This window comes from Promicromonospora citrea, assembly GCF_013004695.1.
GTDB classification, from domain to species: Bacteria; Actinomycetota; Actinomycetes; order Actinomycetales; family Cellulomonadaceae; genus Promicromonospora; species Promicromonospora citrea.
Window position 1 is genome coordinate 1 of the sequence record NZ_JABEMG010000031.1, and the last position, 12,117, is coordinate 12,117.

Sequence of the window (12,117 nt, forward strand, 5' to 3'; positions counted from 1 at the left end):
CCGGCCGTGCGCCTGCCGCCGGGGCGCAGCGCGACCGACGACACGTTGCGCGCGACCGACGACCGGACGACCAGGCCCTGCAGCCGCCGGTCCTCCGGGACGAGCGCGAGCCCCGCCGCGATCGCCGCGGCCGGGTCGCCCGGGCGCAGCACCCTGCCGTCGACGAGGACGCGCCCGGCGTCGTACCGGTCGACGCCGAAGACGGCGCGCGCGATCTCGCTGCGCCCGGCTCCGACGAGGCCCGCGAGCCCGACGATCTCGCCCGCGCGGACCTCGAAGGTGACGTCGTGGAACGTGCCGGCGGACTCGAGGCCCTCGACCCGCAGCGCGACGTCGCCAGGCATGCTCGGCACCTTGGGGTACAGCTCGGCGACCTCCCGGCCGACCATGCGCCGCACGAGTTCGTCGGCCGTGACCTCGGCGACGGCGTCGGTCGAGACGTGCTCGCCGTCGCGCATGACGGTCACGGTGTCGCAGAGGTCGGCCACCTCGTCGAGGCGGTGCGAGATGAAGACGACGGCGCACCCCGCGTCGCGCAGGCCGCGGGCCACGGTGAACAGGCGACGCACCTCGACCGCGCTGAGCGCCGCCGTGGGCTCGTCCATCACCAGCACGCGGGCGTCGAGGGAGATCGCCTTCGCGATCTCGACGATCTGCTGGTCGGCGATGGACAGGCCCTCGGCGGGGCGGTCCGGGTCGAGCTCGACGCCGAGGCGGCGGAAGAGGTCGCGAGCGTCCTCGCGCATCGCGCGCCGGTCGATGCGGCGCAAGCGCCCCAGCGGCTCCCGGCCGAGGAAGATGTTCTCGGCGACGGTGAGGTCGGGAAAGCTCGCGGGCTCCTGATGGATGACGGCGACGCCCGCCGCCTTGGCCTCGGCGGGCCCGGCGAAGTCGACGGGCTCGCCGTCGAGCTCGACGACGCCGGCGTCGCGCCGGTGCACGCCGCCCACGACCTTGACGAGCGTCGACTTGCCCGCGCCGTTCTCGCCGACCAGCGCGTGGATGCTGCCGCGCTCCACCACCAGGGTCCCGGAACGCAGGGCGGTGACCGGCCCGAAGGACTTGGCGACGCCCTGGAGGCGCAGCATCGGTGCGACGTTCGGCATGTCTCCCCGTCGAGCGTGCGGGCGGTCGGCGGTGACCGCTGGGCGGTGTCACGAACGGTGTTGAATCGTTCAAACGCTAGTGGGGAAGATAGACCCGCCTGGTCAGCGCGTCAAGAAGTGACGGCGAGTCCGTTGCCGTGCCGTATCAGTTACGGAACGCTTGGCCCATCAGGGGTGAAGACCACCCGTAGCTCACAGGTGGCTCGAGGACGCGCCACCGCGGAACGGAGGCGACCGGACATGAGCCAGCCCACGGCCGGAGGGAACACGGCCCTCGGTGAGGAACCCACCGAGCTCAAGCGGGTCATGGGACCCAAGCTCCTCCTGCTCTTCATCGTCGGCGACATCCTCGGCACCGGTGTGTACGCCCTCACCGGGCAGGTGGCCGCGGAGGTCGGCGGCGCGGCGTGGGCACCCTTCATCGTCGCCTTCGTCATCGCGCTGATCACCGCGTTCTCCTACCTGGAGCTCGTCACCAAGTACCCGCGGGCCGCCGGCGCCGCGCTGTACACGCACAAGGCGTTCGGCATCCACTTCCTCACGTTCATCGTGTGCTTCACCGTGATGTGCTCCGGCATCACCTCCGCCTCCACCGCCGCCCGGGCCGTCGGGTCCAACCTGCTCGTCGGCATCGGGGTCGAGGACGCCGGCACGTGGACCGTCGTCACCGTCGCCCTCGTGTTCATGGCGCTGGTCGCCCTGGTGAACCTGCGCGGCGTGGGCGAGTCGGTCAAGGCCAACATCGTGCTGACGCTCGTCGAGCTCTCCGGTCTGCTCTTCATCATCCTGGCCGGCATCTTCGCGGCGTTCGGCGGCCAGGCGGACTTCAGCCGCGTCACGGTCTTCGAGAGCCCGGGCGACAAGAGCGCGTTCCTCGCCGTGACCGCGGCGACCGCGCTGGCGTTCTTCGCGATGGTCGGCTTCGAGGACGCCGTGAACATGGCGGAGGAGACGCACGACCCGGTGAAGAACTTCCCGCGCATGATGATCGCGGGCATCAGCATCACCGGCGTCATCTACGTGCTGGTCGCCATCTTCACCGTGGCGATCGTGCCCGTCGGGGAGCTGGGCGAGAGCGACACCCCGCTCACCCTGGTGGTCGAGCGGGCGCTGCCCGGGTTCCCCATCGGGGCGATCTTCCCCTTCATCACCATCTTCGCCGTCGCGAACTCGGCGCTCATCAACATGCTCATGGCGTCCCGCCTGCTCTACGGCATGGCCAAGCAGCGGGTGCTGCCGCGCTTCCTCGGACGCGTCTCGCCGCGCCGGCAGACGCCCACCTCGGCGATCCTGTTCACCACCGTCATCGCGCTCGGCCTCATCGTGCTCGTCACGCTGCAGGAGGAGAACGGTGTCATCGCGGCGCTCGGCGGCACCACGTCGCTGCTGCTGCTCGCGGTGTTCACCATCGTCAACGTCGCGGTGCTCAAGCTGCGCAGCGACATCGTCGACCGCAGGCACTTCGTGGCACCGACCATCCTGCCGATCCTCGGCGCGCTGCTCTGCGCCTTCTTCGTCGGGCCGTGGACCGGGCGCGACCCGCTGCAGTACCAGATCGCGGGCTGGCTGCTGCTCATCGGTGTCCTGCTGTGGTTCGTGACCTGGGCGTTCAACCGCCCCGACCCGACCGAGATCACGGACATCGAGGCCCTCAGCGAGCGCGAGGGCGGCACGAACTAGCGCGGTACGCGCCGCGTTCCGCCGACCCCGTCATCGTGCCCAGGACCGACCCCGGTCCTGGGCACGATGACGGGGTGGGCGGGCGCACGCGCTCACCGCGGGCGGGGCGTCACTCCCCCAGCGCCGCGAGCTGGGTCTCCAGGTGGAACACCTCGTCCAGCACCACGAAGCCCTCGTCCGGGTTGCCCTCGTCGACGAAGAACCCCGACATCGCCTCCTGCCAGCGGGCGTTGACCTCGGTCGCGGCCATGCGCCGCTGCGCGGCCGCGTAGTCGTCGGTCACGAGGATGCCGACGAGCAGGCCGTCGTCGCGCAGGTAGAGGTGGTAGTCGCGCCAGCCCGTGTCCCGCAGGGCCCGGAGCATCTCCGGCCAGACGGCGGCGTGCGCCGCGCGGTACTCGTCGAGCCGGTCGGCTCGCACCCGGGACGTGAAGCAGACGCGTGCGCCCGACGACGTCGACATGTTCGGTCCTCCTCGACCCAGCCCACCGTGAAACGGTTCATAATGTAGCCCGAAGCAAGGAGGTGCTCCATGTCCCGACCGGCTGCTCATCGCCGAGCATCCATCGCCGACGTCGCCCGAGCAGCCGGGGTCTCCGTCGGCACGGTGTCGAACGTCCTCAACCGGCCCGACCGGGTGCTGCCCGGCACCCGCGAGCGGGTCGAGGCCGCCATCGCGGAGCTCAGCTTCGTGCGCAACGGCTCCGCCCGCCAGCTGCGGGCCGGCACCATCACGACCATCGGGGCCGTCGTCCTGGACATCGCGAACCCGTTCTTCACGGACGTCGCGCGCGGCATCGAGGAGCGCCTCGACCGGGACGACTACACGCTCATGGTCGCCTCGTCCGACGACGACCCCGGGCGCGAGCAGCGCTACCTGCGGCTGTTCGAGGAGCACGGGGTGCAGGGCGTCATCGTCGTGCCCGCCACCGACGACATCGAGCACCTCCAGGCGATCCGTCGGCGCGGCACCGGCGTCGTCCTGCTGGACCGCCCGTCTCCCGACCCGGGCATCTCGTCCGTCGCCGTCGACGACGTGCGCGGCGGCGAGCTCGCCGCCCAGCACCTGCTGGAACAGGGGCACACCCGCATCGCGTTCCTCAACGGACCGCACACGATCCGCCAGTGCGCCGACCGCCACGAGGGCGTGGTCAAGGCGCTGGCCGCCGCGGGCCTCGACCCCGAGGCAGCCCTCACCGAGATCACGGTGACCAGCCTCAACGCCGAGGGCGGCGAGGCGGCGATCCGCGGCCTGCTGGAGTCGGGCGACCAGCCCACCGCCGTCTTCTGCGTCAACGACCTCGTCGCGCTGGGCGTGCTGCGCACGCTCCGCACGGAGAACATCGCGGTCCCCGCCGACATGGCGGTGGTCGGGTACGACGACGTCGCGTTCGCCGCGGAGCTGTCCACCCCGCTGACGTCGGTGCGCCAGCCGACGCACGAGCTGGGCCTGCGCGCGGCCGACCTGCTCCTCACGGCCCCGGACACGGCCGAGCACGTGATGTTCCAGCCCACCCTGGTGGTCCGCACGTCGAGCGCCCGCCCCTGACCCGCGGGCCCTGCCCCGCCGGTCCGCTTCGAGAACGACCTCGGGGACAGATCCGGGCCGGATCCGGTCCCTGAGGTCGTTCTCGAAGCGGACCCCTCGGGGGTCAGCGGCGCGGGACCGGGACCGTCGACCAGTCGGTGTCCGAGGCCAGGTAGAAGCTCGGGTAGGAGGGCTGGTTGTACGTGGTCTGCTGCCGGGCCACCTCGACGCGGTACTGCCGGTCCTGCATGAGCGTGTAGAGCGCGACGTCGCTCGGCTCGGTCGTGGTGTAGAGCCGCAGCGCGCTGGAGTCGGCGGTGCGCACCAGCACCTCCTCGCGCCAGTCGCCGAGCACGTCGGCCACGAGCGACGGGTTGCCCTTGGTGCCGTTGTTGGTCAGCGTGCCGTCGAGGGTCTGCACCACACCGCGCGACCAGTCCCGGATCACCGGGGTGTCGGGCTCCGCGCCGTCGACGATCTGCGTGGTGCCGTCACCGGCCCAGCGCACCGACTGGTTGGTGCCCATGGTCGTCGTCGACACCTGCTCGCCGGTGGCGCTCAGCGTCCCGGAGCCCAGGGTGCCGTCGGGCATGGACGCCCACACCTCGATGCCGGGGACGCCGGGCAGCACGTCGCCGATCATCGACCGGCCCGTATCCCGGCCGGAGTACTGGCCGAACAGCACGGCGCCGTCCTCGGCCGAGCGCATCGCCGACCCGTACGGCGCCCAGGTCGCGCCCTCGTGGGCGGTCCAGATCTCCAGGCCCGGGCGTGCCGGGTCGATGTCCGTCACGTGCATGGCGTCGCCGTGGCCGAGGCCCGCGAGCGCCCCCGGGTCGGCGGACCCCTCGGGCAGCGTGTCGAACGACGAGTAGAGCAGCGAGCCGTCGTCGTCCAGGGTCGCGGAGCCGTAGACGATCTCCTGGCGGCCGTCGCCGTCGACGTCGGCGGCCGACAGCGAGTGGAAGCCCTGCGTGGTCATGCTGCCCCACTCGGGCGAGGTGCCGGGCACGCCGTGCGGGGAGTCGTCGAACGGGTTGCTCATCGGCGTCCACCCGGAGTCGGCGAGCCAGCGCCGGGTCAGGTGCCGGCCGTCCCAGTCGTAGGCGGCGACGGTCGAGCGGGTGTAGTAGCCGCGCGCGAAGATCGCGCTGGGCCGGTCCTTCGACAGGTACGCCACGCCCGACAGGAAGCGGTCCACGCGGTTGCCCGGCTCGATGCGGCTCATGGCGTAGTCGCCCCAGAGCAGCCCGTCGTCGGTGCGCCCCGGCTCGTAGTCGACGGTCTCCAGCGGGCGGCCGCTGCGCCCGTCGAACACGGTGAGGTACTCCGGCCCGGTGAGCACGAAGCCCTCGAACGCCCGGAGCTGGTTTCGCGTGGAACGGGACGGCGCGTAGACGTCGATGAAGTGGTCGGCAGCGGCACTCGCGTCGGCGTCGGACAGCGGGTAGGTCCAGCGCGGCTCGATGCCCCACGCCTCCTCCAGCGTGGCGGGCCACTCCCCCGACACCACCTCGGGACGCTCGGACCAGCCGCGGAAGACCTCGACGAGGTGCTCGTGGTAGTCGCTCGCGGACATCCGGTAGTCGTCGGTGTCGCGCACGCCCGCCCGCCGGTCGTCCTTCGCGATCGGCACGTAGCGCTCGGTCGTGGGCCGCCCGTTGCGGTAGGTGGTCACGCGGCTGCCGGGCGCGGTCTTCGTCATGAGCTCGGCGCGGCCGTCGCCGTCGTAGTCGTAGACGGGGAACTGCGTGTAGTGCGCGCCGGCACGGATGTTGACGCCCAGGTCGATGCGCCAGAGCTGGGTGCCGTCGAGCTCGTAGGCGTCGAGGTAGACGTTCCCGGTGTAGCCCACCTGGGAGACGTCCTTGGAGTTGGACGGGTCCCACTTCACGACGATCTCGTACTCGTCGTCGCCGTCGAGGTCGGCCACGGAGGCGTCGTTGGCGCGGTAGGTGTAGGTCTCGCCCGCGGGCGTCACGCCGTCGGCCGGTGTGTTGAGCGGGATGTCGAGGTGGCCGTCGGCCCACACCTCGGCCGACGCCGCCCGGCCCTTGTTCGGGCCGCTCAGCGGCACGACGCGGTACCGGGTGCCGGGGCTGCCCGCCGGGTCGGAGAAGTTGGTCGCACCGGTCACCGTCGCGATGCGCCGCCCGTCGCGGTACACCGCGAAGCCCGGGCCCTTCAGGCCGTCGGCGCCGTGGCCGGTGACCTCGGGGGCGAGCAGGCGCCAGCTGAGGAACACGCCCTCGCTGGTCGACACGGCCACCAGGCCCCGGCCGAGCGTCTCGGTCCCCTGGCTGCCCGACGGCGCGCGGCCGTGCGCGGTGTGCGTGTCGCGGGCGGTGTGCGTGTCGCGGGCGGGCTCGGCGGACTGCGCGGACGTCGCGACGCCCACCCCGCTCAGCCCGAGGCAGAGCGCCGTCGCCAGGGCGGCACCCACACGGGTGGATCTCGGGATCATGGCTGAATTCCTCTCTGAATTCTCGATCTCACGGACCTCTCGCGCCCACCCCGTCATCGTGCCCACGATCAGGTGCTGCGACGGGCACGATCGCTGGGTGGGCGAGCTGGTGCGGCGGCGCGTCAGGGCAGCGAGGGGCGCCCGGTCCGCCGCGTCTCGACGGCGGTCGCCGCCAGGCTGAGGAGGCCGCCCGTCACCAGCACGAGCGGCAGCAGCATCCACACGAGCACCGCGCACAGGCCCAGGGCGGCGAGCAGGAGCGCGGAGCCGACCAGGTCGTCGCCGGCGCGGGCTGCGCCACGGGCCAGCAGTGCGCGGGCGCTGCGGGGGGCGTCCCGTCCCCCGACCGGACCGCGGTCCGTCTCGGCGGGGCGGGCGGTCGCCCCCTCCCCGTCCGACCACGCCGCCGCCGCGCGGACCAGCACGACGGCCGCGCAGGCCGCTGCGGCCCACGTCACCCAGCGCACCACCGGCGCGCCGGGCAGCACGCCCGACGCCGTCAGCCCGGTGTTGACCAGCACGACCGCACCGGCCGCGAGCGCCAGCACGCCGAGGAGCCAGGTCTCGCGCACCGCCGCCCGCCAGTCGCGGGCGAAGGAGTGCGCCGACGTGTCGTACCCCGCGACGTACCGCCGCAGGTGCGCGACGCCGGCGGCGAGCGCGGCCGGGAGCGTCACCACGAACAGGCTCCCGGCGAGCACGAGCAGGCCGGTCAGGAGCGTCTCGCCCAGCAGTGCGAACCGGCCCTCGCCGGGCACCCGCTCGCCGGGCTGCTCGTCCGGCCGCTCGTCCGGCCGGCCGCCGGCACCGCCGCTCGCACCGGCAACCGGACCGGCGTCCGGTTGCCGGGCGGCACCCCGCTGTGCGCCCACCGCGGTCACCCCTTGAGTCCCTGCGTCGCGACGCCGTCCACCAGGTACCGCTGGAACACCACGAAGAACAGCAGCACCGGCACCAGCGCGAGGACGGCCATGGCCATCTGGGCGCCGTAGTCGGACACCGACGTCTGGTCCACGTAGAGCCGCAGGGCGATGGGCAGCGGGTAGGTGTCGGGACGCTTGAGGTAGAGCAGCGGCCCGAGGAAGTCGTTCCACGACCAGATGAAGGCGAAGATCGAGCTCGTGATCACCGCCGGCCGCATGAGGGGCAGCAGCACGCGGCGGAAGATGCCCCAGTGCCCGCAGCCGTCGATGCGCGCGGCCTCGTCGAGCTCGCGGGGCAGCCCGCGCAGGAACTGCACCATGAGGAACACGAAGAACGCCTCGGTGGCCAGGAACTTCGGGGCCAGCAGGGGCAGGAACGTGTTCACCATGCCCAGCGAGTTGAACAGGATGTACTGCGGGATGATCACCACGTGGAACGGCAGCAGCATCGTGCCGATCATGATCGCGAAGAACACCCCGCGGCCCGGGAAGCTGATCCGTGCGAACGCGTAGGCCGAGACGCTCGCGGACAGCACGACGCCGACCACCGAGCCCACCGCGAGGATCAGCGAGTTGAGCACGAACGTCCAGAACGAGACGCCGCCGATGCCGCCGAGCGCCGAGACGTAGTTCTCCAGGGTCCAGGTCTCGGGCCACAGGTTCACGTTGCCGACGATGTCGCCGCTCGGCTTGAACGAGCTCATCACCATCCACACGCCGGGGTACAGGATCACCACGGCGACGGCGATCACCAGCACGTGGAAGCCGACCGACCGGCCGCGCCGGCGTCGGGCCGAGCGGACGGGGGCTGAGGTCACGGTCGCTGTCGTCATCGCACGTCTCCCGTGTAGTGGACCCACGCCCGCGAGGTGCGGAACAGGACGGCCGTGATGACGCCCACGACGATCACCAGCACCCAGGCCATGGCCGACGCGTACCCCATCCGGAACTCCGTGAAGCCCTTGAGGTAGAGGTAGAAGGTGTAGAAGAGCGTCGAGTCGGCGGGGCCGCCCGTGCCGCCCGAGATGATGTAGGCCGAGCTGAACACCTGGAACGCGCCGATGGTCTCGAGCAGCAGGTTGAAGAAGAGCACCGGCGAGAGCATCGGGATCGTGACGGACACGAACCGCCGGACCGGGCCCGCGCCGTCGACGGCGGCCGCCTCGTGCAGCTCGGCCGGGATCTGCTTCAGCCCGGCGAGGAAGATGACCATGGGCGCGCCGAACTGCCACACCGCGAGCAGGATCATCATCGGCATCGTCATGCCCGGGTCGCCGACCCAGCCGCCCGCGGGGAACCCGAGGAGCTGCTGGATCCGGTCGGCGACGCCGTCGTCGATGAACATCGCGCGCCACACGATGGCGACGGACACGCTGGCCCCGATGAGCGACGGCGCGTAGAACATGGACCGGTAGGCCCCCTGCCCGCGGTGCCGCGCGTTGAGCAGGACGGCGACGGCGAGCGCCGCCGCGAGCTTCACCGGCACGCCTACGACGACGTACACCGCCGTGACCTGCGCGGACTTGAGGAACCGCGGGTCGGAGACGAGGGCGGCGAAGTTGTCGAGGCCGACGAACGTCGGCGCCCGGAACAGGTTGTAGTCGGTGAACGCGAGGTACAGCGACATGAGCATCGGGCCCGCGGTGAGCAGCCCGAAGCCCAGCAGCCACGGCGTGAGGAACGCGTAGCCGGCCTGGGTGTCGGCCCGGTTGCGCCGCGGCCGACCGCCCCGCGCGGGGGACGACGTCTCCGTCGCCCCCCGCACGTCGGCAGGCCTCCTGCGCTCTGCGGTCGCCGCGGACACGGTCATGCCCCGCCGAGGTTCGCCTCGGCGCTCGCGAACCACTGGTCGGCGAACTCCTCGGCCGTGATGTTGCCGTAGGCCAGCTCCTCGCCCAGGCGCTTGAACTCGGCCTCGACGACGCCGTAGCCCTCACCGGGCAGCGGGGTCTCGGCCGTGACGCGCTCGGCGACGTGGTCCTCGTAGCCGACGATCTTGTCGTCGATCGAGCCCTCCTCGACCCCCATGGCGTCGCGCTGCTCCGCCACGGCCGGGACGCCCTTCGAGGTGCCGAAGATCTCGCCGACCTCCGGGTCGTTGACGAGGAAGTCGATGAGCGCGGCAGCCGCGTCCGGCTCCTCGGTGGTCGACGACGCGGAGAGCAGCATCGACGGCTTCCAGAACTGCGACGAACCCTCGGCACCGGTCGGCACGGGCAGCAGGTCGACGTTCTCGGTGCCCGCGTTGGCCGAGTAGCCGGCGGTCATGTTGTCCCAGGTCATCTCGGTCGCGGCCTCGTTGACCTGGAGGCCGGTGAGCGGCTCGACCTGCTTGGTGCGCTCGACGGGGTAGAACACGCCGTCGTCGCGCAGCGGCTGGGTGCGCTCGACCCACGCCACGAGGTCCTCCTCGGCGAAGGCGGGCGTGCCGTCGTCGTTGAACGCCGTCTTGCCCTGCTGCAGCAGCCACTGGATGAACAGCCACAGCGTGCCCGTGTAGTCGGTGCCGCCGTAGACGCGCGGCTCGGCGTCGGCGCCGGCCTCGCTGACCTCGCGGACCCAGGCGTCGTACTCGTCCCAGGTCAGGCCCTCCTCGGGCGCCTCGACGCCGAGCTCGTCGAGGATGTCGTGGTGCACGATCATGCCGAGCGTGTTCGTGCTGGTCGGGATGCCGTACTGGCCGTCGTTGACCGCTCCGGAGGCGAGCAGGCCGTCGTCGTACCCCTCGGCGTCGAGGTTGACGCCGAGCTGGTTCGACAGGTCGAGGAGCTGGTTGTTGGACGCGTACTGATGGATGTAGGCGAGGTCCATCTGGAAGACGTCGGGCAGGGTCTGGCCTGCCGCCTCGGTGCTGCGGGCCGTCCAGTAGTCGTCCCAGGCCTGGAACTGGGTCTGGACGTCGATGTTCGGGTACTTCTCCTCGAACAGCGCGACGGCCTCCTCGTACCGGCCCGCGCGGTCGTCGTCGCCCCACCAGACGAGGGACAGCTGGATGTCCCGGTCGGTGGCGACGGGGGCGGCCTCCGCCGAGGCGGTGCTGCCGCCTCCGCACGCCGAGAGCGCGAGGGCCGATGCCGCCGCGAGGGCCGTGACCTGGACGGCGGCCGTCCTGGTCCTGGAAGTGGTGCGTGTGCGGACCACGTGAGCCTCCTTGCTCGTGCTGCTGGGCGCGCCGGCTACTCCGTCGGCGGCTGACTGAATCGATACAATACCGCTCCGGGAAGCGTTGTCCAGGCTTTCTGCCCACGAATTTCGGCGGCCGTCATTGCGCAGGCGCCGCCTCCTTGACCGCGGGCCACGCCGGGCCCGTCCCGCGCATCGAGGCGTGGAAGGGGTCCCCCTCGGCGATCTCCCCCGCGCGGACCACCCGGCCGGTGAACGCCGAGCGGTAGATCGCGGCGACCAGCTCGAGGGTGCCGCGCGCGTCGGCGAGCGTGACGGGCGGGGCCTCGCCGGCGGCGAGCGCCCGGTACGTGGGCACGAGCTGGGCCAGGTGTCCCGAGGGCAGCGCGCCCGGGTCCTGCTGCCACAGGTGCGCGACGTCGTCCCGGCCCGGCGCCGGCGTGAACGTCCAGTCGGCGTCGGTGTACCCGTACAGGTGCGACAGCTCGATGGTGGCGGCCTCGGTGTCGAACCGCAGGTCGGAGGTCTGACGGGGGGACAGCAGCGAGTTGGTCACCGTCGCCATCGCGCCGCTCTCGAAGCGCACCACGGCCATCGACACGTCCTCCGTGTCGACGGCGCGCGCGAGACGCCCTGCCATCGCCGTCACCTCCGACCACGGGCCGAGAGCCGCGAGCAGCAGGTCGAACTGGTGGATGCCGTGCCCCATCGTGGGCCCGCCACCCTCGGTGTCCCACCGGCCGCGCCACGGCACCTCGAAGTACTCCGGCGGCCGGAACCACAGCGTGTCGCACGTCGCGACGAGCGCGCGCCCCAGCGCCCCCTCGTCCAGCAGCCGCCGCAGCTGCCGGATGCCGTGCCCGAACCGGTGCTGCACCACCTGCGTGAACGAGGCCGTCGACCGCGCCTCGGCCGCCGCGATCCGGTCGAGCTCGGCGAGCGAGAGCGTCGCGGGCTTCTCGACGACGACGTGCACCCCCGCCTCCAGCGCCGCGATCGCGGCCCCGGCGTGTGCGCCGGGCGGCGTGCACACGTGCAGCACGTCGGTCTCGGCGAGCACGGTCTCGAGCGCGGTGCCGTGCGCCGCGACGCCGTGCTGCCGGGCGAGCTCCTCGGCGCGCGCGGGATCGAGATCGACGACGTGGGTCAGGGTGGCGTCGACCCCGTGGTCCGGCAGGGCGGCGACCGCCTCGGCGTGGGCCCCGGCGATCGCACCGGCCCCCAGGATCGTGACTCTCATTGCTGCTCCGTCCCCGTCGACAGTCGGAATGAACCGTTTCAATACGTGCTGGC

General features: G+C 72.1%; 10 protein-coding genes. 2 read left to right on the plus strand and 8 right to left on the minus strand.

The genetic code is table 11. From position 1 onward, the window contains the following. A partial coding sequence (locus HLB15_RS08495) for a sugar ABC transporter ATP-binding protein (protein ID WP_171104869.1) occupies positions 1 to 1,106 on the minus strand: 1,106 nt, incomplete at its 3' end. A gap of 240 nt (positions 1,107 to 1,346) precedes the next feature. Here HLB15_RS08495 and HLB15_RS08500 point away from each other — a divergent pair. After that, complete coding sequence (locus tag HLB15_RS08500; RefSeq protein WP_171104870.1) at positions 1,347 to 2,786, plus strand: APC family permease; 1,440 nt, start codon at positions 1,347 to 1,349, stop codon at positions 2,784 to 2,786. Between the two features lie 109 nt (positions 2,787 to 2,895). Here HLB15_RS08500 and HLB15_RS08505 read toward each other — a convergent pair whose 3' ends face one another. After that, a complete protein-coding gene (locus HLB15_RS08505; RefSeq protein WP_171104871.1) occupies positions 2,896 to 3,249 on the minus strand; it encodes an L-rhamnose mutarotase in 354 nt (117 codons plus the stop codon). A gap of 69 nt (positions 3,250 to 3,318) precedes the next feature. Between HLB15_RS08505 and HLB15_RS08510 the strand changes: the two genes are divergently transcribed. Continuing rightward, positions 3,319 to 4,335 carry a LacI family DNA-binding transcriptional regulator gene (locus HLB15_RS08510; RefSeq protein WP_171104872.1) on the plus strand — a complete coding sequence of 339 codons (1,017 nt, stop codon included), beginning with the start codon at positions 3,319 to 3,321 and terminating at the stop codon, positions 4,333 to 4,335. Between the two features lie 103 nt (positions 4,336 to 4,438). On the opposite strand, the gene HLB15_RS08515 is transcribed toward HLB15_RS08510, so the two are convergent. The 6 genes from HLB15_RS08515 to HLB15_RS08540 all read right to left on the minus strand — a co-directional run bounded on the left by HLB15_RS08515 (position 4,439) and on the right by HLB15_RS08540 (position 12,064). Continuing rightward, positions 4,439 to 6,778, minus strand: coding sequence for a rhamnogalacturonan lyase (locus HLB15_RS08515; RefSeq protein ID WP_171104873.1), 2,340 nt, complete (start codon positions 6,776 to 6,778; stop codon positions 4,439 to 4,441). A 122-nt stretch (positions 6,779 to 6,900) separates the two neighbouring features. After that, positions 6,901 to 7,650, minus strand: a complete 750-nt coding sequence (locus HLB15_RS08520) for a hypothetical protein (RefSeq protein ID WP_212759652.1) — start codon at positions 7,648 to 7,650, stop codon at positions 6,901 to 6,903. Between the two features lie 5 nt (positions 7,651 to 7,655). Then, positions 7,656 to 8,534, minus strand: coding sequence for a carbohydrate ABC transporter permease (locus HLB15_RS08525; protein WP_171104874.1), 879 nt, complete (start codon positions 8,532 to 8,534; stop codon positions 7,656 to 7,658). After that, positions 8,531 to 9,511, minus strand: a complete 981-nt coding sequence (locus HLB15_RS08530) for a carbohydrate ABC transporter permease (RefSeq protein WP_171104875.1) — start codon at positions 9,509 to 9,511, stop codon at positions 8,531 to 8,533. The genes HLB15_RS08525 and HLB15_RS08530 overlap by 4 nt, the downstream gene beginning before the upstream one ends. Next, on the minus strand, positions 9,508 to 10,842 hold the full coding sequence (locus tag HLB15_RS08535) for an ABC transporter substrate-binding protein (protein ID WP_171104876.1): 1,335 nt from the start codon (positions 10,840 to 10,842) through the stop codon (positions 9,508 to 9,510). The genes HLB15_RS08530 and HLB15_RS08535 overlap by 4 nt, the downstream gene beginning before the upstream one ends. A 121-nt stretch (positions 10,843 to 10,963) precedes the next feature. Beyond that, the gene (locus tag HLB15_RS08540; protein ID WP_171104877.1) at positions 10,964 to 12,064 is read right to left on the minus strand and encodes a Gfo/Idh/MocA family protein; all 1,101 of its coding nucleotides are present in this window, start codon (positions 12,062 to 12,064) and stop codon (positions 10,964 to 10,966) included. Between the last annotated feature and the right edge of the window lie 53 nt (positions 12,065 to 12,117).